The following is a 24,401-nucleotide window of genomic DNA, read 5'->3' as shown; positions in this document are numbered from 1 at the left end:
CTAGTTCTTGCTCTCGCTGACTAGTACTGGTGTCTTTCTTCGAGTTCTTTCGCCACCCGTAGATTTGAGATTCATGTAAAGAAAGCTGTCTTGCTGTCGCAGCTACTCCCACTTTATCTGCTAACTTCAGGGCTTCTGCTTTAAATTCAGGGGAATGTTTAATTCTAGTTTTCTTAGTTGTCATTGTTCACCTCGTTAGTGATTGTACTCACTTAACTCAGTGTCCAAAACTGCTGGGGCGGATCAGTTGTCCCCTTTAAACAAAGTAACAATGCGACCGTCAGCAAATTCAATTACGCCTTGCCCCTCGAGCACTAGGACCCATTCATGCTCATCTTGATCGTACCAACCTTCCTCAGGAGAACTGTGTCCATGTGAGAGGATCCTCTCTATTCGAATGTTGTCATTCGCTATTAAGTCGTTGAATATTTCATTAGGTATAGACGAAGGGATATCCGCGTAGATATTTGACATAGGCTCTCCTAATTTTCTCTGAAGCATGGCGATGATTCGCAGTGAGCACACTAAGCCACGACATTCTTCCTGAAGTAAAAACGATAGTAACCAAGCAAGTTACTGCCAATAAATAAGGCTTCCATAACAACCGCTGTTGGAGAGCCAACTAAGTAATTATGAACAAGCCAAAAACTGGTGCCGATTATCATTAGCTCTCGAAGTCTACGGTCATCCTTGTTAAAAGCAGCGAATGTTTGGAACATTGATGCACAACAACTCAATACGCTCGTTAACCCTGAAAAAGTAAAGGCTGTCGCAACCACAGACAGTGAACAAAACAAATATTTGAATTTAGGTGATGTGGAAAACACACTCGTTAAATAACGGATAGTGGCAATAATCATCAAGCATGCCGCAGTCCACTGTTCTAACAGGATAAAATGACTTGAAATCAGTACACCTGCGAAGAACAAGCAGGTTACGATCTTCTTCCTCTCCTTAAATTGGAAAGACATAAGATCAAAGCAAATCGCAATGGCGACTAAAACTTGAGACAAATAAAAAGCTGACACTGTGATTCCTTTTACAATATTCGGACGGGTTCAATTCAACCTCTCGACATGAAACCGCAATTCACATCACGACCTAGACCCCACCTCTCCTAACAACAAGTCCATTAAATTTTTAGTAGACCACTAATCACTGTTTTGGCTGAACCCACTAACTTTATTCGACCATTCGCCAATAGCTCAGTCGATACATAGCCCCCGCGGCGAGAAGCTTGGTATGCACGAAAACACGATTTGTTGAGTTTATCAGCCCAATATTGCGTTAAAGCGCAATGTGCCGAGCCAGTAACAGGATCCTCATTGTTCCCGACCCAAGGGGCAAAATAACGAGAAACAAAATCGAGATCTGCGCTTGATGATTGACTCGTCACTAGCACACCTCTGCCTGCCATTGTTTTTAAAGCATCAAAATTCGGTGACAGTTCCAAGAGCACTTGCTCATTAGCTACCTCGATAAACTGCTTAGTATCAAATTCCATGAATGATACTACTTGGTCTTGCGCTATGCCTAAATGCTCTAAGAGAGCTAATTCAGGCTCTACACTCAACAGTTGAGTACCTGGGAAATCTAGCTCGATAGTTGATTCACAGACTATGGCAGTTAACTCCCCAGACAAAGTATTAAAAACAACTTTGTCGCCAACCTTGGCTAACCCCTGCTCTTTCATCACATGTACAGTAGCCAGAGTGCCGTGGCCACACAACTTAACTTCCACTTCTGGCGTGAACCACTTTAGTGTCATGGTATCCAGTGCAAGGAAAGCCGTCTCAGGCACCGCCATCTCTTCTGCAATAGACAACATCAGCGACTCATCTAGTAACTCTTGAGAGATGCAGACACCTGCAGGGTTGCCTTTGAAAGCTTGGGTAGTGAACGAATCCACTTGATATATTTCGAGATCCACAAGAGCTCCAATTCGTAGTTTACGTTTCAAACAGTGCCCACAATAAGCACAAAGCTCTTGTGCTACAAGTTATTAATCAATAACTTTTCAGTTCAATGGAAAAAACAATAAGGTGCTGATAAAAAAGAATTATATTCAGCTCTTAGCTACGTTTCCTGTATGGCCAACTCAATAGAAACTTAACCCACAATTAGCATTCATGGAGTTAAAAAATACTTTAATGTTAAAAGCCTCACTACACACGTTTAAGGGTGACCATTGAACACAACCGTTAGTCGCCTACACTAAATGCATTAGGTTGAAGTTAAATTAGTCACTTAAACTTGAACCATGTCGCAGATATTGAGCTAGGATTTAGTTAAGCAAAGTAGGAAAGGAATCCTTCTGTGAAATCGATTCATGTTTCAGTTCTCGCCTCAACCGCCCTTTTGAGTGGATTGGTATTTGCTCAGAAGAACGAAATTTATCTCTACAACTGGGATGAATTTCTGTCTGACGATGTGATTCAACAACTAAACGACACTTATGGGATTTCTTTAAAGCAGCAATATTTTTCTGAGGAATCGATCCGAGATGAAGTGCTACTAAGCGAACGACGTGGTGCATTTGAATTGGTTGTCATTGAAAGTATGAAGCTGAAAGCACTAGCCAAACAAAGCTTGTTTCATAATCTCGAAGAGTTACAAAGTTCACTTTCGGGTAATTTTGCCCCTAGGTGGGTCGACGGATGTGGGGATTACGGCATCCCTTACGCTTGGGGAACGTCTGGGATTTTATACCGAAGCAGCAGAGTCGAACCTCCTGCCTCATGGAAAGCTATTCTTGACCCAGAATCAAAAAATAGCGGTCGAATAAGCATGTATTACGAACCCACTGATTTAGTGAGTACAGCACTTTTACTCAATAACTTTGACCCTTTCACGAACAATGAACAAGAGCTTCGAATCGCTTATCAGACATTACAGGACCAAAAAGTCCACCTTGAGAGCAGTGAATATATCGTTGATTATATCCACCAGCCAGCGAGGCTCGCTAACATCGATTTGGCTTACGGTTATTCTGGTGACAGCCATGTACTCAATGATACCGACCCAGATCCATCATGGGTGTACATGGTTCCTCAAGAAGGCACGACCTTGTGGTTAGAGTGCATTGCAGCGATCAACAACGGAGAGTTATCCAAGGAAGCTTCAACGATACTCTCCTTCTTATCACAACCCGACATTGCCGCTAAAAATGCGATGGACTCTTGGTTCGCTACACCAAACTCGAAAGCAAAAGCCCTAACCACTCAAGAGTATCAGAATGACCCCGAGTTATTCCCTAGCCAAGAAACACTAGAACGCAGTTACTTGTACCGAACACTTGAGCCCAACAGCCTTCAGATCCGTAATCGGATCGTTGATAGTTTGAGATAATAGATGCCACTATTAAAGAAGCTGTATTTAGTCCTTACCCCTGCACTGTTATTAGTATTTACGGTGGCGGGAGTGATTATCTACAATTTCGCTTCTAGCCATACCAAGCACATGTACTTAGATGAAGTACAGTCTGACGTAAATACCGCCCTCGTTGCGGCAGAATATGAGCAACTAGGGTTATCGTTATTGGTAAAAGATATCGGTTCATCACTCCAATTCTTACGTTACATTCAGAACCCCACGGATTACACAACGCTGTCACTCTTAGAAAAAAGAGTGCTCCGAACTCTAAACCAGAGCCAGGTTAATCAATTTGGTCAGCGACATATTTACATCATTGACCCTAAATTCAACCTGACGCTGTCCACACTTCGAGTAGACCCGTTCGAAGAACTGAAAATCCCCGATCATATTTATGAGCGCGTCTTCGATATCTACACTTCTTTAGTGAACCACTCTGAATTGTCTCAAAAAGGTTTCTCATACATCTCGGTAAATGGTGGGCTAAGGTACGCTTACATTGCGGCCATAGACCCTTATTTACTCCCTCAAGATAAACGAGCTAATAGCAGTTCAAACCGATACATCCTGATTGCAGATGGCCCACTAAAACAATTATCAAGCTTGCTTCTTGAGTACAATGATGACGACAACATGCAACTATCGATTGAGCCGTCGTCCGATAGAGAAAACACTGAAAATACTCAGTTTGTTATCAACTCAATCGAACAGACTAAAGACAGCATCAATGTACAAATGACCAGCCGGCATTTCCTCGCACAAGTCGACATTCGAGAGCAAAAGTTCAACCATGCTAAAACCATACTTGCCCAGCAAACCTTTTTAGGTTCGGTAGGAACCCTGTTTTTTATCATGCTCATCGTACATTCGGTCGTACGCTTCCAATTGGTTCGCCCACTTAAAGATCTATTGCATGAAATATCCATCGGTGGGCTGAAACTCAGATACTTCAAACGCTCTTCAGGACAAGGTGAGATTGATGGGTTAAAGAATGCGTATATTGACTCTCTCACCGAGTTAAAATTTGAGGCCGAGTTCGACCAACTCACTAAGCTAGCTAATCGACGTTCTTTTATTCGTCATCTCGATGTTCGCCTTAAAAGCGCATTAAACCCGAGGTGTTTTATTGTTTGCTGGGATATCATCGATTTTCGTAAAATCAATGACCTATACGGAGCTAAGGTTGGTGATAAAGTTCTGATAAGCTTAGCAAAAGCATTGAGAGAAACCTTACAGAACCAACAATCATCCTTCGGCTTTAATTGCAATGATTACTCCTTAGCGAGACTCGGGGGTAATCAGTTCATTGCAATATTAGAAATGGGGCAAAACCAGTCGATAAACGAAGAAATAGAAAATATCAACAACACACTCACCAGTACGACCTTCCTTGATTATTATGGTTTCAGGTTATCACTCGCAACCGGTGTGTTACCCATGGATACACCAAAATTCGAAGAGATTTGGCACCGGTGCGTCGATGAAATGTTAGCGAATGCCAAAGCACACAGTGATGGTGAAAGCCGCATCGTTTACGGTGAAGAGTTACTGCACACCCTAGAACGCCACGACGTTGTCGAGAAACGACTATTAGAGTGCTGTGAAAGTGACAACTTCGAAATTCGCTTTATGCCAATTTTCAATGCCAAGACACTTCAAATTGAAGGCGCCGAATGTCTGCTTCGCTGCCCAGCTTTATTTGACATCAATGCTGGCCCTGAAGAATTCGTTCCGGTCGCGGAAAAGAGTAATCTAATATCAAGGCTAGACATGTGGGTGATCACTACCGCTATCAAAAATTACAAAGAACTTTCAGAAATTCACGGATACAAAGGCACCCTATCTATCAATATCTCTGCGATGGAGCTCTACAATCGCAACTTTGCTGATAATATCCGTAAAGTACTCGAACGTTATCAAGTACCACCCGCCAATATCATTATTGAAATTACCGAGACGAGCTACGTGAAAAGCACCAAGCTCACTGTGCAGACTATTGAGAGCATCAGAAGCTTAGGATTAAAAGTGTCTCTAGACGATTTTGGCACTGGCTACACAGCGTTTAACCAACTTCTCCACTACCCTGTAGATGAGTTAAAAATCGACAAAAGCTTTATCGATCATATGGTAGACGACAAAGCCGCCCGTAAACTGGTCGAGTCGATGATTAACCTGGGGCACTCTTGTGACACGCTCGTTGTAGGGGAAGGCGTTGAATCCATAGAACAGTATCATTACCTAAGAAAGGCGCACTGTGACTTGATACAAGGCTACTATTTTAGTCAGCCATTAACGTACTTAGAATTTATCGAGTTCGTTCGTAACCATAACCCTCAAGCGATTTTAAGCCCCAAATCTCTTCAAGACTCTACGTCGAACGATAGTACTGCCATAGCCCACCACAAATAAGGTTCACGCGATAAGTTTCAGCGCCTCAATGTAAACAAGCGTGCTCTAATCACCCGCTTCCATTTACATTTCACCCAAATAGTAAAAGTGAACTGAATATTCAGTGCTAATAGGCGTAAGCCTGCCACGGCTCGCTCGAGCTAATTATGATGACCACACAAGGTTTCCGCCCCGTCTATGAGAGTGAGAATATGAAAGGTTGACGCTAAGAGTTGAGAAAGTTGATTCTTTGATACAAAAAAGTCGGAAGGCTAGCGTTGGATGGTCGTTAATAGCTCCATCATATCCTTAGAGCTGATGTTCTTTTTGTGTCTGACTACTGCGTCAATCATAAGCTCCAAATTCCCCGCAGAAATATAGTCCTTGAGTACGCTGTTGAATTTCTCCTGTATCTCATCACTCGTGTACAGGTCTTGAGGGATAAAAAATAGAAACTGACTTCCACTGCTACGAAACGAGATTGTGCTTTCAGGAACCTTTTCTGTCAGAGACTTTGCCGCAGAGCTCACAACCAAGTCACCATATTCAAGCCCATATTTTTGATTAATCTCACTCAGATTTCTAATTCGTACAAAATAGAGGTCGAACGTATTATCTTCAGGGTAACTATTTTTAATAAACTGCATGAGAGAGACTCTATTACGAAAGCCGGTAATAAAGTCTGTCGAATGGAGCTTCTTCTTAATTGAGAAATCCAGATAAAAGACAACAGCGATGGCAGCTAAAACCAGAACCAGAAAAGCACTGCTCACTCGATTAACGACAACAAATTTATCAACAATAGAGGTATTTTCTTCAATAACTGGGTTTTGGAGGCGAAATTTCTCATTGATAAATTCAACCAAGCTGGTGTAATAAATATCGATTTTCTTTTGTAAGGACTCTTGGGGAAGATCGCCCTGACGAACCAACTTAATGGACGACTCTAGCGACTTAAACTTTTCAAATTCTGCCGAAAAATAGGGTTTGAAGTTCGCTGATTTAATAAAATTTGACGATTCAGTACTGTTAATCAGAATATCAAAACGACTCCAGGTAATATCATAAGCCAGCCACAACTTATCGTAATCGAGCTTGTCTGAACGACTAACCATCAAAAAGTTGGCATATTCCTTCACCAACTGAAAAACAAACCAAGTAGCTTCATTCTGGCGACTAGAAAAGCTCTTATTGATATCGTTGATTCTTGTAACACTGTAGATATTCACGGTAAGCAAAACCGCAGCTGAAAGCAAAATAACCACTTTAATGGCAGTCAGTGATAACGTTTTCTTCATAGTAGACCCTACAAGTGGATATCCCGTATCTGCCAAATCATTTTTGAGTGTATATCAGTGTTATCCAGCTCTGGACTAGAAGACAATGGATAGATTAACCAATACGGTCCCTTGTCTCTTACCGACATAAACTCCCCGTCCTGCTTTATAGCAATTATCGGCTGATGGTCATAAAAATCTTCCTTTGGAATCGAGACCTTGTAATCGTTTAGCGCAATAAAGGTAACAATAGGCGAGACCGATAAATCCATGGTTTCAAGGACAGCCTGCAACGTGACTCCACTATAAACAGACTTACCTTCACTCCATGGGAGAGTAGTGGAGATTTCACTCTGAGGAAGCATAAGGAGCTGCTCTCGGCTTAGCTCATGTTTTTGCCCTAAATGGTCGAATACCGTCAAATTTGCTGCTGCAAAAATGGGAAATGAGCACAAGGAAAGGAAGACAAGAAGAGTAGTTCTCATTTTAAACTCCATTTAAAAAGGTCACTAAATTAATTCTAGTTCAAATTGTGCGTATGACTCGCCTAACCATGGCTTAATTTGCCTAAAACATTCACTCATACCCGCTCAAACCGTATTGCGACGATCAGCATAGTCTTTTAAATAAAGCGAGTTCTTTTACTCCCTCAGTAATCTAATTCCCCGCGTGAATACGTAGTGACTGATAAAATTGACAAGAAAGATGGGTCATTTAGTAGCGATATTCCGTGACACTGCATAACCTTTAATCGAACGTAAGTCATTTTAAGAGCCCGATTAACTGCTGTGAGCCGTTATAAATATCACCAGCCTATATTGTTTAGCTCTCTTAAGACACTTACTCAATTCATAATCAAGGGAATCGATAATGAGTTTAAATAAGCGAAAGTTTAACCCCATGACGGCACTGTCTCCCCTCTTACTGACGCTGGTCATGTTTCCTGTTTCAGCTGAAATCAACCAAGAACAATTCGAATTAGGCAAACAAAAAGCCAAGGTGTGCATGACTTGCCATGGTGATGACGGTATTTCAACACAAGACCCTTACCCAAACCTTCGTGGGCAAAAAATGGGCTACCTGATCTCATCGTTAAAAGATTATCAAACAAGAGAAAGAACCAGTGGACTGGCAGTCCTTATGCAGCAACAAGCCGATACGCTCTCGGACCAAGACATCCGCGATATTTCTTATTTCTATTCGAACCTCGGTAACGAATCAAATTCGGTGAGCGACTCTAGCGCAATCAGCAATTAAAAATCCTAGGCAAGGAGCCTTGTTATGGAACAAGTGACAACGCAGTACAGCATTAAGGTGGTGAAGTACTTTATTATCGCCTCCTTAATCTGGGCTATCTTAGGCATGATCATCGGTGTGATTCTCGCCGCACAGCTGTATTGGCCCATCTTAAACTTCGACTCAGAGTACTTTCAATTCGGTAGGCTCCGTCCCTTACACACCTCTGGCGTGATATACGGGTTTGTCGTCAATATCCTGATGGGGACATCGTTGTACATTGCTCAGCGAACCGGGCATTGTGAGCTCTTCAACAAGAGCTTGTCATGGATGGTGTTCTGGGGCTGGCAACTTGTGTTGCTACTGGCGCTCATCTCTCTACCTGCGGGTTACACCACTTCAAAAGAGTACGCAGAACTAGAGTGGCCAATTGATTTACTTATCGTACTCGTTTGGGTGCTTTATGCTGTGTTGTTCTTTGGCACGATAGCCAAACGAAAAGTCGACCACATCTTCGTGGCAAACTGGTTCTTTGCAGCATTCATTATCGTGATTGCGATGATCTTCATCGTTAACAATCTCGCAATGCCCGTTTCGGCAATGAAGTCCTATTCAGTCTTCGCAGGAGCACAAGACGCCATTGTACAATGGTGGTGGGGACATAACGCCGTAGGGTTCTTGCTGACGGCTGGCGTCATCGGTATGAACTACTACTTCATACCCAAAGCGGCAGACCGCCCTATCTATTCGTACCGATTGTCCGTGATTCACTTCTGGGGCTTAGTTGGCTTCTACACTTGGGCGGGTACTCACCACCTCGTCTACTCTTCCGTTCCGGTGTGGGTACAAAACATTGGTATCGTGATGTCACTGATCCTCTGGTTACCATCGTGGGCGGGTGCGTTTAACAGCGCGATGACTCTGCTACAAAACAAAGAGAAACTTAAGTCCGACTACATTCTCCTATTCTTCTTTTCGGCAATTCTCTACTACTGCTTAGCGACATTCGAAGGCCCACTACTCGCTATTCGTTGGTTCAACATGGTTGCACACAACACCGAATGGATTATCGGTCATGTCCACTCTGGCGCTCTCGGATGGGTAGCAATGTCGGGTATCGCCGTATTCTATTACTTCATCCCACGTTTATGGGGCAAAACCGAACTTTGGTCACCAAGGATGCTCAAGTGGCACTTCTGGCTAGCGCACGCAGGTGTGGCTATTTACGCCATAGCATTGTGGGTAGCGGGTATTGGTGAAGGCTACATGTGGCTCACTCAAAACGACAACGGCGAGCTCGTATACAGTTTTGTGCAAGCGATGGACTTCAAAACACCTTGGCTATTCCTACGCTTCTTTGGTGGTGCTCTATTCGTACTTGGCTTGTTCTTAATGGCACTGAACCTTTACAAAACGGTGCGTATGCCAGCAAAGCTTGATGTTAAACGTACAGCAAATGGGGAGGCATAAATCATGAGTAAAGACTTTACCCACTCGTTGGTTATTCTAATTTTGACCACGGTAGTTGTCGCCTCGTTCTCACTAGTAGTTTGGGTGGTCCCAAACATCGTTCGAGGTGATGATATCGCTAAAAACAGCCTCGCTGTGCCGTTAACCGCTATCGAGCTAGCTGGTCGAGATATCTACATCAGTGAAGGCTGCCACGTCTGTCACACGCAGATGGTGCGCCCTCTTGATCCAGAAATCAAACGTAACGGACGCCCAAACCAAGAAGCAGACGATATCTACGAGTTTCCTAACTTGTGGGGTTCTAAACGTACTGGTCCCGACCTAACCAATTTAGCAAGAAAGTACTCTGACCAATGGCATGTGATACATCTGATCAACCCTCGACAAGTCGTGCCTACTTCTATCATGCCCTCTTACCCTTGGCTGTTTGAGCAAACACTCACTGGGGATGATATCAGTGCGAAAATGGAGGTATTGCGTACGCTAGGTGTTCCGTATACCGACCAAGAAATTGGTGATGCAAGACTACAGGTTAGAGGTAAAACCAAAGGCGAAGCCTTAATTCGATACTTGCAAAGCCTAGGTAAAGATACGTCACAGGAGGTATCACAATGAGCACATTTTGGAACTTATGGGCGGCACTTTTAACCATAATATTCTTTGTTCTAATGGTATCCGTTGTGGTTAAATACTGGCGCAGTAACCACAAGGCTGACGAAGACCACACTGTTGGCACCTTTGACGGCATTGAAGAGAAAGACGCACCGCCACCTAAATTACTGTTTGTCAGTTATGCCATCGCTTTCTCGCTCTCCGCAGGCTACCTAGTGTTATATCCCGGTATTGGTGAATGGGAAGGCTTAGTCGATTGGCAACAAAGTGACGATAAACTCAGTTCGCCTACCACGACCCTCGATGAGCAGTTTGCACGAACAAGTGAAACCACTTTGTCTGGGTTAGCAGAGGTACCTGAGATCGTAAACAGCGGTCAGATCTTATTCCAAACCCATTGTGCCGCTTGTCACAGAGATAACGCTCAAGGGCAAAAACACTTCCCTAACTTGATCGACCAAGAGTGGTTGTATGGTGGCAGTGATGAAGCCATTATTCATTCTATTGCCAAAGGGCGAAACGGTGCCATGCCGGGTTGGAGTGAAATCATGCGCCCAGATGAAGTGGCAAAGGTCTCCTACTACCTAGCGTCATTGAATCAACGCCACACTGATGTACCTGAAGTCAAAGTCGAACTCGGCAAAACCTTGTTCACTAAATACTGCTCTTCTTGCCATGCCGACGGATCCGTTGCCAACCCTCAAATAGGTGTACCAGACCTGTCCGACGACATATGGCTCCACGGAGGCAGCATTGAAGAGATTCAACATACGATCAACTATGGCTTGAACAACCTGATGCCAGCGTTTGATAACCAACTAACCGAAAACGAGATACTCGCTCTAGGCACCTATATCCGACATGCAGGAGAAGCTGAACAGCAGAGAATTGCAAACTTGGATGCTCAATCTGTTGAGCGAGGAGAATATCTTGCTTATGCCGGTGACTGTGTCGCTTGTCATAGTGCAGAGGGAGGCGAACCCTTCGCTGGTGGTCTGCCGTTTGTCACTCCTTTCGGTACTGTTTACTCAACCAACATAACGCCTCATAACACGGAAGGCATCGGAACCTATAATTTCGAGGATTTCAGAGCCGCACTGGTTGCGGGTAAAGGTAAGAATGGCTACTTGTATCCTGCTATGCCCTACACCTCGTATCAATATCTGACCGATCAAGACATGGTCGATTTGTGGGAGTACATGCAATCCATTACTGCTGTACCAAGACGCAATGACGACAACAGCATGATGTTCCCGTCGAACATTCGCCTAGGTCTACTTGGCTGGAATATCGTATTCATGGATACCGAACCGGTCGACTATCAAGTACCAGAGGAGCTCAAAGATAAGGTTGATGATGTCGAGAAGTGGCAACAAGGTAAATACTGGGTTGCAGGGCTTGGTCACTGCTCTGAGTGTCACACGCCTCGTAATATTGCCCAAGCATTGATACCGGAGCGAATTTTCCAAGGTAACTTAATCGATGGTTGGAATGCACCTGACATCACCGCAAACGAGCTATACATCGATGGCTGGGATGAGAAAACACTCACCGACTTCCTACACACAGGTCACTCAGACAAAGGCACAGCTTTCGCTGGTATGGCTGACGTAGTGAAAAACAGCCTAAGTTTGATGACGCGCGAAGATATTGAATCAATGTCGTACTACTTACTTAGTGGTGATACCAACAACACCATAAGTAGTGACGCGGTGCCGTTAGAGCCGAAAGGCTTTGATGAAGAGTCATACGCCGCAGAGATCTACACGACTTATCGCCAAACCTGTGGTGCGTGTCATGGTGACGATGGTAAAGGGCGAGATCCTATCGCTCCTACCCTGCTGAACAATGGCATCATCATGCACAGCGATCCATTCAACACCATTGCGGTAACGGTAAGGGGCTTACAACCTACGTATCTCGACAAAGACAGAAACTTCATGCCAATGGCGAGCTTTGAAGATGTCTTATCGGATCAAAGGCTAGCAGAGCTGATCACTTTCGTCCGATTGCATTTAGGTGATAGAGACGAACCAGTCACCGCAGAGCATGTTCGAGAAGTGAGGGAAACTCTGGAAGCAGCGGGTTACGCTGGCGGCTTACATACTACACCGGACATGTATGACCGAAGAGATAACACCATCAACATTCGGTAGCATTAATTCAGTTTATTGAAGCTAGAACAAAGGAGACCTTAGTGTCTCCTTTTCTTTTGCGCTTTAGACGCCCTTTGTCACTACAACACAATTATAACTAACTGATTACACAATTAAGCAGACTTGCACATAATGCGATCAATCTCGCAGAACAAAAATGATACCAAGTGCATAATACGCAAAATTTTATAATGAGTTACTAAGGACTGATATGGATACAACTACACTCATCTACGATACGTTGGAAGGTCTATCGAGCGCGAAACCACAGCAACACGCTCAAATCCGTCAAAATCTATATAACCATCTAGATCTATCATTTGAGAAGCAGTTGGCTTTGTATTCATCCGTTCTTGGTCCAGCAAGTGCTGGTAGATTGACCGATTTAGACAGTGCAGTAATGTCTGCACGCAAGATTGTGGGCTTAGAAAACAACTAATCTGTCGTCCAAATGAATTTTGAAAAAACGCTGCCTTGTGCAGCGTTTTTTTATGCTTCAATTTCCAGCAGGTACAACTTACCACTGCTGCCCATTCTCAACACTCTATCCGGATGAACAGCAATTTAGAGTAATAAGCTCGAGCGCAGACAAGTGCAATTTGTCGAAATTTTCAAGTTGCGACCATTCTCATTTGGTTAATCTTATGTTCCATTTTTAACAGGTGTGTAACGACGATAATGGCGCTAATGTTAGTAGCACGTAAACCACACAGCGGATGGAAGAATCATGAAAGTACTAATTGAATACACACAGACAGGCAAATATCGTGATCAAGCTTGGGAAGCACTGACCATTCGCTCGAAAGGCGAGATTCAAGCTGTGACCCCATCTTACGCGGCTCAACTTATTGAACAAAATCGCGCCTGCTTAACTACAACAGAACATCAAGATATCGTCATCCAACCTTAATGGCTTATTGAGCTACCCCTCCTAGTTCCTTAAATCGAATAGTTCGATGACCTAACAAAAACGCTGCACGGATGCAGCGTTTTCTTTTTTCTAACGTTTCAAATTTTTAAAGTCTCTTATTTCGAACAGTGATAGCTTGATTACTTTGGCAAATTCTCTAACGCTTCTACCATGGTCATCAGCTTATCTACGATTCTTTCGCCGTCTGCTCGTAAACCGTTGTGCTCATACTCATTAGTGATCCACGCTTTTGAATTTGGAATGTTCGCCAGTGTTTCACGGCTGTAATCCAGTTCAACGTACATGTCGTCGGCATAAACAGCACACGCCATTGGCACGGTATTCTTGCCAAGCTGCTCTGCATTGTACAAGGTGCCCCAATCCGATTTCTCAGCTAAGATATTCGCTGCTTCACGCAATGGCTTCAATGTTTCTAGTTGATCAAACATCCATGGGTAGACCATCTCGCCAGTAAACCAGAATTCCCCACCCGATTGATAGTTAAAGTGTGGATACTGCTCGCGAACTCGATGAGCCGACCAATTTGATGCTGTGCCTTGGCAATAGATCGATTCATGCAAAATCGCATAGATTGGATTGGTTAGGTAACCCTGCTCTTGTTGCATTTGATTTAGGAAGCTGTAGCTCAGCTGCTTTTTACCGTTCACTTCAACAAACGCACTCTCTAATGTGAAGTACATAGGCAGGTTTGCTTCGCCAGCACCAAGGTTAATACCAATCAATTGGAACTGTTCAACCGTAAATAGCTGACCGTTGGGTAGCGTCACTTCATTGTTAAGTAGATAATCACAGATCTCACGGCACATGGCTTGTGCTTGTGGGAATTGAGCAAAGAAGGCTCTGTTCTTATCTTCAACACGCTTATAGGTCGCGCGGTAGACATCGTCAGCTTCACGTTCAATAGACGGGATACCACCTGTCACATAGCAGCGTTGCAAGCTTTGTGGGAACAGCGATAAGTAGCTTAGAGTACAAAAGCCACCAAAGCTCTGGCCAATCGTAGACCACTGCTTAACACCAAATTGCTCACGAATCGCTTCGGCATCACGAACAATGTTGTCGGCTCTAAAGTGCGTTAGATATTCAGCTTGTTGCTCTGGAGACAGATGCGCCAAAGTTTCATGGCTAATTACCGTGCTATTACCTGTGCCGCGCTGATCAAGAAGCAAGACGCGGTAGTTTTGTAACGCACGTTTCATCCAACCGGATTCCCCACTCACTCGTGGTGAAGGAAAGCCTGGGCCACCCTGGAAGTAGATAAGCCACGGGAGCTCTTGGCTGTCTTTTGCTAAATCGACAATTTCGCGAGCAAAAACTTGAATCTGCTGTCCATCTTTCGCTTGGTAATCGAGCGGTAGTTCAAAATAGTGCTGACGATACAGGGTGGTTCCATCTATAAACTTAGCTTGCACGCTTCATTCCTTTTTATCTGGTTCTAATGTCATCGTTACGAAGAAAAGTGGCGCCTTATGGCACACATAGGTAGCAAGATACGCATAGTAGCTCGTAAATGAAACCGTTTGTTTAGCATGAATGTGAAGGTGCGTCATTTGACTGCTCAAGGAGTGTTCGTATCGTAACAACCTGTGTCAAAACAGCCCTTTTTTGAGGCTTTATCAAGGGATGAGAAAAAGAAACAGGAAAATAAAAAGAGCTTAACGAGGTGAGGATACGTTAAGCTCTTTTGGTGTTATCTGATGTTTATCTTGCGCTACGTTCAATCAGCTATGAGGCGACTAGGTCTCCTGCCCCTTGAATTGAACGCTGGCTATTTTCAACCAGAATCGCGGTGGCCGTTTCTTTTAGTGTCGCCCACTCTGCGTCGTTGACCTCAATGCCATCACGCCACGCCTCTTCTTGTGTCTTAAATAACGACTCAGACGTGACATGTGTTTGGTAGCCATCTGACAAGCGTTCGATATCGAAATCCTGGACGGAAAGTTCGATGGTCATATTATGGATATGTTCGTCCGATGTCAGAGGCAAATCTGATAAAAACAGCTCTGGAGCAACGCAGCCACGGTTAAGCACATACAAGGTGCTCTTAGGGTTTGAGCCATTGTCCCAGCGTGCAGTACACGCGATACCTTTCGCCGCCAGTTTTACAAGCTCACTGTAGGCTAACCAACGGTTGTGGCAGTTGTTTAGCTCAATTTTAAGTGATTTGTTACCGACCATTTTTTCAATCGCATAATCCATCACGACAGGAAGATGACACGCCAAGCTTGCCTTGTGTAGGTCAACTTCGACCGTGTTATCGCTACTCACTTGAATATCAACTGGGCAGTCGTCCTCTAGACCGATAAAGTTGCTCGCATTATTAAAATGACGCACACCATCCAAGCCTACCATTTGCAAATCAGCCACCATGTTCGCTATCACATCGGCTTCACCACATGTACGGCGCATCCCTAAAAAGGCTTTGTTGACGGCCGCGACCAATTCATTGTGAGAAACGATCATAGCGATTTACCTCCATGTTGAGTATTGATATGTGTAGGAACGTTATGTGAGCCAGCAAGCTCCGCTTCACTCGGCAACAGTGGGAATACCCACTCGTCCTGATGAATTTCGTCAAGCAACGGCGCTCCTTGGAAGAAGGTAACGCGAACCCAACGATCTGAGCGCGGATCAAACTTAGTGGCACCAAACATCGCTAGCTTGCAACGCAACAGATGCATCGGCAGCGACTCTTTGTGAAGCACATTCATTGGAATGTCGCCCATCGCTTTGTTGCCAAGAGTCCAAACGCGGCGCGCTATAGCACGATGCTGTGGCTGTTTTACTAAGAACTCAGCTAATGAGAGCTCTGGCGTAAACTGCAATAAAGCATGGTACAAGCGGTAAGCTTGACGACCAATATCTAACGGTAGCTCACGCTCTTCACCTAGCTCTTCACCTCGAACACCGAGCCTTGGCTCTTCTTTGTCTTGCGAGCGATACCAGAACCAGTAGTTGTTTTCTGCTTTAGTAAAGTCGGTTGTGATTGCCCAGCGGTACTTCTCTTCTAGGGTCACCAACAGATCTTGTATCTTCTTACCGCTAGGAAGTGACAGTGTCTCGCTACAATTCATCTGCTCCTGATGGGCATCCACTAATTCTGGGTACAATTCCATCAAGCATGAAATAAGGATTTCTTGGGCTTCCATACTCATATGCTTAGATTGCTCGACAAATTCACCCCATGTTTCACATCGGTTGACTGTAGTATCTAACGTTTGCTCTGCCGCTTTCAACTCAGTGACGGCAGCTTTGTTTAACTCTTGTTGGGTTTCATTGATCGTCACCACCTGCTCTAGGTGACAGACTGCTTTTTTCACTAGTGAGCGCAATGGCTCAACTAAACTATTGTCGGTCTGATTAGCTAGCACGTCAGATAAAGCATGCTCACGGGTTGTCATCCATTGATCAACAATACTTGGGTGGTTAATCAAATATGGCGCCATTCCTAAGCCAGTAGCATTACCCACACCTAGATAGCGTTGTAAGCCTCTATGCAAGGTAATTGCTTGTTCACCACCTTGTTGCTCTGCTAGGTAATGAACCCAATCCAGGCTGAATTCACGCAGCATGTATACAGCACACATTTGAGCGCTAAACGACTGATTGAAATCTGGATTATTCTCTAAAATTTTGAAGTCAGCGATACCGAACTTACCATTACCATAAACCGCAGTGGTTCTCAGGATGTAGCCCACTTCCGCTAACTCTTTTGGCGTTGGCTGAACCCCTTTAGCCAAGTGGCTCACTATATGTTCAAACACACGCACACTTTTGTTGGCACGCGCTAAAACAAGCACATTGTTAGGGTTACGGCCTGCTTCTTGTAGCGGTACGTTCGCACGAAGTCTCTCAAGTAGAGCGACATCCACATCGCCAAGAACCAAAGCAAATGTTACGTCCCACTTTTCAGCAATTACACGGTCATTTCGCTCGTCGTCTGCAATCTCATCGCAGAACACAACCAAATGATAAACATGGTTTGGCGTCTGTAGCTTATAGATAACATGACCAAATCCTTGAGGGTCTAATTGCCACTCATGCTTAGTCACTTTCCATTGCTGTTGCGCCATTTTGCGAATCAAAGTTCTTACGAAGCTGATACGCGTTTGGTGCATAGCACCTAGCCTTTCCGGTGCCATGACGACCGTTGCGTCACGTAGTGCTGATTCAGTGTAGGTAGAACGATGTGCATCCATTTTGCTCACCACCTTTGTAGTTATAAGGGTTTTGCTAGCCATTCAGAACCGATCGTTGCTGTCTTTTGAAGCATTTATAGCGACAGTATGTTGGTTAGCTTTCACGTTATTGGAGTAAGCGAACTCACCCCTTATTATTTGTCCTGACTAGATCTCTTGACCTAAATAGTTTTCCGCCCGATGTATCTTCACCAGTACGGGTTTTCTCTTCCTTTCGGAATCTGGTATCAGCCTAATTTCAAAGGCTGATACCTTGTTTCTCTTTCATTGTTAGAGAGCGTTATCTCTACAGTTTCTTAAAGACCTGCTCTTCTACAAACTCTGCTCATCTACAGGCCCTGCTCTTTCGCCATCTTGATTGCGATTTGAGGCGCATTCCAAAGCGATGGCAGTAAGATTAAGGACACCGGAACCGCTGTAATTACGATGAACGATTGCAGCGCTGAAATACCACCAGAGCCTAGCGAAATCAGAATCAACGCTGTTACGCCCATCATCACGCCCCAGAAAGTACGGATGATTGCATTCGGTTCTGTCTCACCACTGATTACAACACTGATGGTGTAAGTCATTGAGTCGCCAGTCGTTACGATGAAAATCGTGGTTAAGATCAGGAACAAGATAGAGATAAGCATCGGCATTGGAAGCTGCTGAGTTACCGCTAGCAGAGCACCTGGTAAGTTAAAGCCTTCGAACGCTTTACTTACGCTGCCTGGATCTGCGATTTCGAACGCAAGGCCAGAGCCACCAACAATCGTAAACCAAAAACAAGTAACAAACGGTGCAACTAAGCTAATGGTTGAAACCAATTGGCGAATACTACGACCGCGAGAGATACGTGCGATGAAGATTGCCATCATTGGGCCGTAACCTAAGAACCAACCCCAGAAGAACACGGTCCACCAGCTCAACCAACCCTCGTCACCACGGTATGTCGCCATTGGGATGAAGTTATCGATCATACTGCCTACACCTTGAATGTAGCCGTTAAAGATAAAGTTTGTAGGGCCGAAGATCAGAATGTAAACCATCAATGCCATCGCCAGAATCACGTTGTATCGGCTTAGCATTTGCATTCCGCGGTTTAGACCGCTGAGTGCCGACATTGTGTATAGAACGATAGCGAACAAGATGATGATAAGCTGCGTTGTGAAGCCATCTGGAATCTCAAACAGTGCGTTCAGTGCATAGCTCACTTGCAAACCCAAGAAGCCGATAGGACCAATGGTGCCCGCCGCTACAGCGACAATACAACATGCATCAATCAGAGCACCGGTGTGACCTTTCAGTGCACGTTCGCCCAATACTGGATAAAGCAGAATTCGAGGTTTAAGCGGTAAGCCTTTGTCGTAGTGAAGGTGCATCACCACAATAGACGTTAAGCTACCTACGATTGCCCATGCTAGGAAACCCCAGTGCATGAAAGATTGTGATAAAGCGTTCACTGCACCCTGCTGTGCGTTCTCTTGTGCACCGTACAATGGTGGTGGACTAACGTAGTGCGCAATCGGCTCTGCTGCAGCCCAAAATACGCCGCCACCTGCAAGTAACGTACAGAAGATGATCGCCATCCAACGGAAGCCGTCCATTTCAGGTTTCGCGATGCCGCCAAGGATAACCTTACCTGTTCGCCCTGCCGCTAGGCCAAGACCAATAAGAAAGGTCAGAAGAAGAAGCATTTGCCAGTAAGGACCGAATACTTTTACCGACCACGCAAAGCCCGTGTTTACTAGGCTTGATAGTAGCTCGCCGTCAAATAAAGCAAGTGTCACGAACAGAGCGATAAAGCCGCCGCTGTACCAAAGTGCCGGGTTGGATAACCCTAGTTTGTCTGACGTAGATTCAGACTGGTTTGTGTTGCTTTTTACATTACTTGTTGTGTGTGCTTGACCCGCATTTAAGCTTGGAGATTTCACGCTATTGGTTAAATCAGACATACTCTGACTCCAGAGGTTTCTTTGCAGCTGTCATAAAAATGATGACTACAAGGGTGTATTTAACACCTGCCCTATTATTTTTTGTGTTGGGCAGGCTAATCCATGTTTGGGTTACCGCGTTGCGAAATAGACCGTTGTTCCTTTTAAATAGTGAATTTGATTGAAGCAGTTCTCACTAACTGAACGTGTTTAGCAGACTGCTCGTTAGATTCTTATCAGTAAGAAGCGCAGCTTAACTTTCGCTTTGAGGCTCTAAGCCATCTTTCAAAAAGTTAAACCAGTTTTCTCCTAAGACTTGCCCAGCTTCTGACTCGCTAAAGCCGTGACGCATCAATCCGTTATATATGTTTTCCATACCTGAGCTACCGCAGAACCAAGGCAGAGCGTCAGGCCAACCTGAATTACTTGCAGAGCCTTCACCGTAGTCCATCGCTTTAGACCAACGACCATTTCTCATCCATTCAAGAACGGCTTGAGGTTGGTTTAAACACAGGTCACTGCCAATACCCAGATGTTCTACGCCCACCATGTCAGCAGTAGTCGCAACCATCTGGCAGAAGTCTTCCAAGGTACATTGGCTACCATTAGGTAGGTGGAATGGGTATAAACTGAATCCGATTAAGCCACCACGTGCGGTGAGTGCTTTAATCACATCGTTTGATTTGTTACGCAGTGCATCATGAGCAAATGTTGGGTTCGCGTGGCTGATACAAATAGGACGAGAAGACAAATCAATTGCTTCAAGTGTTGAGCGTTCCGCACTGTGAGACATATCGATGATCATGCCCACTCGGTTCATCTCTTCGATGGCTTGTTTACCAAAGCGAGTAATACCGGTGTCGTTCTTCTCGTAACAACCTGTCGCAAATAAGCTCTGGTTGTTGTAAGTCAGCTGCATGATCAAAAGACCTTGCTTACGCATCACTTCGATAAGACCAATCTCATCATCGATTGGAGAACAGTTCTGAGCGCCTAGGAAAATACCGACTTTGCCGGTCGCTTTTGCAGTCTCAACATCAGCCATTGAGTGAATCGGCATGATAAGGTCTGCATTCTGCTCGAATCTTAAGTTCCACTCTGCAAAGCGAGATAAGGTTTCACGAGCCGTCTCGTGGTAAACCGCGGTAGCGTGAACTGCTGTAATGCCGCTCGCCTTTAGTGTTTGGAAATATTCTCTGTTCCAATTGCAGTATTGCAATCCATCTATAACAATCCGTTGCTGGTACATAACCACTCCTATTGAAAGCTCAGTGTTCTAGCTCGGTTTTGAAAACACGCTCAAGTAACATATTTTCAAAAATGGGTTAAATCACTTATCTACTGTTATTTCTGATTAAGTTTGAATGTTGACCTGACTCTGAGAATCAGGCCAATTCGATAGCTGGATAGCGAGGGACTTAATGTCTTCAGCTATCCAATTCTTATATAGAGAGCAGATTAGTAAGGACGCTGGTAAGCCGTCTTCACTACTGTGTAGAACTCTTTCGCATATTGACCTTGCTCACGAGGACCGAAGCTAGACTCTTTGCGGCCGCCAAACGGTACGTGGTAGTCCGTACCTGCGGTTGGTAGGTTGACCATCACACAGCCTGTTTGCGCCTGTTGTTTGAACAATGCGCTAGTACGTAGGCTTTGAGTGATGATGCCGCCTGTTAGGCCAAAGCGAGTGTCGTTGGTTGTTGCAATCGCTTCATCTAAGTCTGCCACTCGAATCACGCTTGCCATCGGTGAAAATACTTCTTCTTGGTTCACTTCCCAATCGTTCTTAGTGTTCAAGAACAGCGTTGGAGCCATGTAGAAACCTTCGTGTTGCATGCTCAAGCGTTCACCACCAAATGCCAGCTCACCACCGCTTTGACGCGCTTTCTCAACCCAACCTAGGTTCGCTTCAAGCTGGTTGCCATCAACAACAGGGCCCATGAACACGCCCTCTTCTAATGCGTGACCCACTTTCAGCTCACTCATACGTTTAATCAGTGCTTCAACGTACTGGTCGTGAACGCTATCCATAACCACGAGACGAGAAGACGCTGTACATTTTTGACCTGCACCAGAGAAAGAACCTGCAATGGTCGCTTCAACTGCGGTTTGAATGTCTGCATCATCAGCAATAACCAGCGCGTTCTTACTGCCCATTTCCAATTGGCAACGAACGAAATTTGGCGCGGTAGCTGCTGCTACTTTACGACCTGTATCAACAGAACCAGTAAAGCTGACACCGTTCACTTCTTTAGAGTTGATCAGCGCATCACCAACCGTTGAACCGCTACCAAGAACAAGGTTGAACGTACCTGCTGGGATACCTTGGCGGTGGATGATCTCAGTAAGCGCAACGGCACTTGCTGGTGTTAGGTTTGCTGGCTTCCAGATAACACTGTTACCAAAAGCAAGCGCTGGAGCGATTTTCCAAGCAGCGGTTGCCGTCGGGAAGTTCCAAGGAGAGATAATGCCGATAACACCAACGGCTTCACGAGTCACTTCAACAGAAACGCCAGGGCGTACAGAATCTGCGTTATCACCAATTTGACGAAGCACTTCAGCCGCAAAGTATTGGAAGAACTGGCCTGCGCGGTAAATCTCACCACGACCTTCAGCAAAAGGCTTACCTTCTTCACGAGAAAGCAAAGTACCCAACTCATCACAACGGGCAATTAGCTCATCACCAATCGCTTGAAGCACGGCTTGCTTTCGTTCAATCGGCGTTTTTTCCCACTCTGGTTGAGCGTGTTTTGCCGCTGAAATCGCTTGTTGAACTTGCTCTGCACTTGCTTGTGCAAAGTTGCCAATGTTTTCAGAAATGTCTGATGGGTTAATGTTCGCAACGGTGCTTACACCCGCTTGCCATTCGCCGCCAATATATAGTGCGTTTTCTGCTTGAACATTCTGTAAGTGAGTCATCATTCTGTCCTTGTAACGTTAGGTTGCGGTGAGTCTGGCAACCATCAGATTAATTAATAAATTGTTAATTTATATAGAGAATAAGTATTAATTTTGTATCTAGGCGTAAAACCATTCGCTTGTATCAATAAAGATCTGCATAGACAAACAGCTTTGATTGGCAAATTGCCTCAGTTCACAGTCCATTTATTCAGGTTGAGACGCCGATGCATAAACCACGAATTCAACCAACATCTCTTCTCTAGCTAGCCCTGCAACAACGACTGCTGCACGGTTTGGATAAGGTGCGTTGAAGTATTCTCCGTATACGCTGTTTACCGTTTTCAGGTACTCACGGTCAGTCACGTAGATCAGAACCTGCAGCACAGAATCCATCGATTCGCCTGAACACTCCAAGGTATGAACAAGGTTGTTAAAAGTCTGACGCGTTTGCGCTTCAATACCGCCTTCTACTACTGCGCCCGTTTCATCAATTGGAATCTGAGCCGTGTATAGAGTGCCGTTGTTAACGATTGCCCACTCTAGTGGTGCTTTTGAAGCAAAAAGAGCGGTTTTTACTGAGTGTTTTTTAGTTTGTGTGTTCACGATTCCATCCAACTTTGTAACAACTATGTTTCAAGATGGTTAAATACTGCACCTTGACGCCTGATAAATCTAACGGTAAATTTTGTGCATTTGATAAATAAAATCTATCACCTTGCAAAAAGTAAGGTATAGCAAGGGCTAGAGAGGGATCGAAGTCATGAGTATTAAGCTACAACAGTTAAAACATTTTGTTTTAGTCGTCGAAGAAGGTGGATTTCGAGCAGCTTCTCACCGAGCTAATCGCTCTCAGGCAGCACTGTCTACTTCGATAAAAGAGCTTGAGAAAATACTCGGTCAGCCACTGTTTGAAACAGGCAATAAGTCTACGCTGACACCTTTCGGTGAAATATGCCTACCAAAAATCATCCAATTCTTGAATGTTTACAAAGCATTAGACAATGACTTGCGTGCAGCGGCGGCAGGGCAACAAGGAAGAGTTCGAATAGCGAGCGTGCCGTCGGTGGCAGCCAAATTGATACCTAGCGTGTTAGGGGCCTTTTGTGAGCAATACCCAAACGTTGAAGTTAGCCTGATTGATGATAATGCGGCAGGTGTAGAAGCAAGATTACTTTCTGGAGAAGTGGATGTCGCCCTTGGCAATACCTCCCATTTAGAAGAAGAGAGTATCGACTTCACTCCACTTCTTTCCGATCCTATCGGTGTGGTCTGCTTAAAGGACAACCCGATTGCCGCTCAACCCGAAGGCATAGAATGGCAAACTTTGTTAAAACAGCCGTTCATTCGCAACGGGACTTGCACCCTACTCGATCCAACACCTGCACGTATGCTCAGCGAGCAAGCCCTGTATTCGGTAGAAAACATCACTTCTCTATTTTCTGTGTTGGAATTAGGCATTGGGGTAACCACACTGCCTAAGCTTGCTTTCCCAACCAATGAAACGCGTTTAGTGTGGATTCCTTTGATCGACCCGCCATTACAGCGTCAGATTGGAATATTCCGATTGTCTGACCGCACTATCTCACCCCAAGCGCAAGCTTTTCATGATTTGTGTATTCAATATCTGAGTTATGAAGCGCCATAAGCAAAATTTAACAAGTGGCAGTGCGTCACCGCCACTTGTTACTTCAGAATGGCGTTGTTGATCAAATCAGCTAAAGGACGTATCTATCCTACGGAACTTACCTGTTAGTTTCTAATAGGCATACCTAGTCCTAGAACTTTGTTCATTGCTTTGACGTTTGCTAACGCCTCACCAACTTGAGCGTTATAACATCTCAAGCTCAATGTGCCGCTAGTCAGTCCTTTATATCGGGACATTGCCGTCTCAGAGATTGAACGGTCGTGGTAGCCAGAGTCAGTTTTTCATTGAGTTAGCGAAT

General features: G+C 44.7%; 21 protein-coding genes and 2 pseudogenes. 9 read left to right on the top strand and 14 right to left on the bottom strand.

Features of this window, described 5'->3' with window-relative positions; all coding sequences use genetic code 11:
• The 4 genes from L1D55_RS23680 to L1D55_RS23665 form a co-directional block, all read right to left on the bottom strand.
• The coding region (locus tag L1D55_RS23680; RefSeq protein ID WP_239919095.1) for a transposase at nt 1–184 on the bottom strand (184 nt) is incomplete at its 3' end.
• A gap of 59 nt (nt 185–243) precedes the next feature.
• Nucleotides 244–474 carry a cupin gene (locus tag L1D55_RS23675; protein WP_239919094.1) on the bottom strand — a complete coding sequence of 77 codons (231 nt, stop codon included), beginning with the start codon at nt 472–474 and terminating at the stop codon, nt 244–246.
• A gap of 50 nt (nt 475–524) precedes the next feature.
• Entirely contained in the window at nt 525–1,028 is a 504-nt protein-coding gene (locus L1D55_RS23670) for a YgjV family protein (RefSeq protein ID WP_239919093.1), read from the bottom strand.
• Between the two features lie 104 nt (nt 1,029–1,132).
• Nucleotides 1,133–1,930: a PhzF family phenazine biosynthesis protein gene (locus L1D55_RS23665; protein ID WP_239919092.1), complete on the bottom strand. Its 798-nt coding sequence runs from the start codon at nt 1,928–1,930 to the stop codon at nt 1,133–1,135.
• A gap of 386 nt (nt 1,931–2,316) precedes the next feature.
• On the opposite strand from L1D55_RS23665, the gene L1D55_RS23660 reads away from it, so the two are divergent.
• Complete coding sequence (locus L1D55_RS23660) at nt 2,317–3,348, top strand: extracellular solute-binding protein (RefSeq protein ID WP_239919091.1); 1,032 nt, start codon at nt 2,317–2,319, stop codon at nt 3,346–3,348.
• A gap of 3 nt (nt 3,349–3,351) precedes the next feature.
• The gene (locus L1D55_RS23655; RefSeq protein ID WP_239919090.1) at nt 3,352–5,781 is read left to right on the top strand and encodes a bifunctional diguanylate cyclase/phosphodiesterase; all 2,430 of its coding nucleotides are present in this window, start codon (nt 3,352–3,354) and stop codon (nt 5,779–5,781) included.
• Between the two features lie 251 nt (nt 5,782–6,032).
• On the opposite strand, the gene L1D55_RS23650 is transcribed toward L1D55_RS23655, so the two are convergent.
• Complete coding sequence (locus L1D55_RS23650) at nt 6,033–7,058, bottom strand: diguanylate cyclase (RefSeq protein ID WP_239919089.1); 1,026 nt, start codon at nt 7,056–7,058, stop codon at nt 6,033–6,035.
• An 8-nt stretch (nt 7,059–7,066) separates the two neighbouring features.
• Nucleotides 7,067–7,522 carry a hypothetical protein gene (locus tag L1D55_RS23645; protein WP_239919088.1) on the bottom strand — a complete coding sequence of 152 codons (456 nt, stop codon included), beginning with the start codon at nt 7,520–7,522 and terminating at the stop codon, nt 7,067–7,069.
• Between the two features lie 385 nt (nt 7,523–7,907).
• Here L1D55_RS23645 and L1D55_RS23640 point away from each other — a divergent pair, with 385 nt between their 5' ends.
• The 6 genes from L1D55_RS23640 to L1D55_RS23615 all read left to right on the top strand — a co-directional run bounded on the left by L1D55_RS23640 (nt 7,908) and on the right by L1D55_RS23615 (nt 13,421).
• Complete coding sequence (locus L1D55_RS23640; RefSeq protein ID WP_239919087.1) at nt 7,908–8,294, top strand: cytochrome c; 387 nt, start codon at nt 7,908–7,910, stop codon at nt 8,292–8,294.
• Nucleotides 8,295–8,318: 24 nt separating this feature from the next.
• Nucleotides 8,319–9,743, top strand: coding sequence for a cytochrome-c oxidase, cbb3-type subunit I (gene ccoN, locus L1D55_RS23635; protein WP_239919086.1), 1,425 nt, complete (start codon nt 8,319–8,321; stop codon nt 9,741–9,743).
• Nucleotides 9,744–10,358, top strand: a complete 615-nt coding sequence (locus L1D55_RS23630; RefSeq protein WP_181143960.1) for a cbb3-type cytochrome c oxidase subunit II — start codon at nt 9,744–9,746, stop codon at nt 10,356–10,358.
• On the top strand, nt 10,355–12,511 hold the full coding sequence (locus tag L1D55_RS23625) for a c-type cytochrome (RefSeq protein ID WP_239919085.1): 2,157 nt from the start codon (nt 10,355–10,357) through the stop codon (nt 12,509–12,511). The genes L1D55_RS23630 and L1D55_RS23625 overlap by 4 nt, the downstream gene beginning before the upstream one ends.
• A gap of 211 nt (nt 12,512–12,722) precedes the next feature.
• Nucleotides 12,723–12,950: a PAS factor family protein gene (locus tag L1D55_RS23620; protein WP_128164051.1), complete on the top strand. Its 228-nt coding sequence runs from the start codon at nt 12,723–12,725 to the stop codon at nt 12,948–12,950.
• Nucleotides 12,951–13,238: 288 nt separating this feature from the next.
• Entirely contained in the window at nt 13,239–13,421 is a 183-nt protein-coding gene (locus tag L1D55_RS23615) for a hypothetical protein (RefSeq protein ID WP_239919084.1), read from the top strand.
• Nucleotides 13,422–13,561: 140 nt separating this feature from the next.
• Here the strand turns inward: L1D55_RS23615 and L1D55_RS23610 are convergent, their stop codons facing one another.
• The 7 genes and pseudogenes from L1D55_RS23610 to L1D55_RS23580 form a co-directional block, all read right to left on the bottom strand.
• Entirely contained in the window at nt 13,562–14,854 is a 1,293-nt protein-coding gene (locus L1D55_RS23610; protein ID WP_239919083.1) for an alpha/beta fold hydrolase, read from the bottom strand.
• 313 nt (nt 14,855–15,167) lie between these two features.
• On the bottom strand, nt 15,168–15,905 hold the full coding sequence (locus tag L1D55_RS23605) for a DUF3726 domain-containing protein (protein WP_239919082.1): 738 nt from the start codon (nt 15,903–15,905) through the stop codon (nt 15,168–15,170).
• Nucleotides 15,902–17,715 (bottom strand): annotated as a pseudogene (locus tag L1D55_RS23600) (hypothetical protein). Before L1D55_RS23600 ends, L1D55_RS23605 begins: the two are co-directional and overlap by 4 nt.
• 255 nt (nt 17,716–17,970) lie before the next feature.
• Nucleotides 17,971–19,578 (bottom strand): BCCT family transporter, encoded by a 1,608-nt coding sequence (locus tag L1D55_RS23595; protein WP_239919081.1) that lies wholly within the window; start codon nt 19,576–19,578, stop codon nt 17,971–17,973.
• A 232-nt stretch (nt 19,579–19,810) separates the two neighbouring features.
• Nucleotides 19,811–20,806, bottom strand: coding sequence for a membrane dipeptidase (locus tag L1D55_RS23590; protein WP_239919080.1), 996 nt, complete (start codon nt 20,804–20,806; stop codon nt 19,811–19,813).
• 209 nt (nt 20,807–21,015) lie between these two features.
• A complete protein-coding gene (locus L1D55_RS23585; protein ID WP_239919079.1) occupies nt 21,016–22,476 on the bottom strand; it encodes an aldehyde dehydrogenase family protein in 1,461 nt (486 codons plus the stop codon).
• Nucleotides 22,477–22,662: 186 nt separating this feature from the next.
• On the bottom strand, nt 22,663–23,061 hold the full coding sequence (locus tag L1D55_RS23580; RefSeq protein ID WP_239919078.1) for a RidA family protein: 399 nt from the start codon (nt 23,059–23,061) through the stop codon (nt 22,663–22,665).
• A gap of 157 nt (nt 23,062–23,218) precedes the next feature.
• Between L1D55_RS23580 and L1D55_RS23575 the strand changes: the two genes are divergently transcribed.
• Nucleotides 23,219–24,103: a LysR family transcriptional regulator gene (locus tag L1D55_RS23575; protein ID WP_008217077.1), complete on the top strand. Its 885-nt coding sequence runs from the start codon at nt 23,219–23,221 to the stop codon at nt 24,101–24,103.
• A gap of 104 nt (nt 24,104–24,207) precedes the next feature.
• Here the strand turns inward: L1D55_RS23575 and L1D55_RS23570 are convergent.
• Nucleotides 24,208–24,401: pseudogene (locus tag L1D55_RS23570) on the bottom strand (IS5/IS1182 family transposase); the annotation flags it as partial.

The sequence above is a fragment of the Vibrio sp. Isolate22 genome, assembly GCF_022398115.1.
Classification (GTDB): domain Bacteria; phylum Pseudomonadota; class Gammaproteobacteria; order Enterobacterales; family Vibrionaceae; genus Vibrio.
This window is presented reverse-complemented; position numbering and strand designations above follow the sequence as displayed.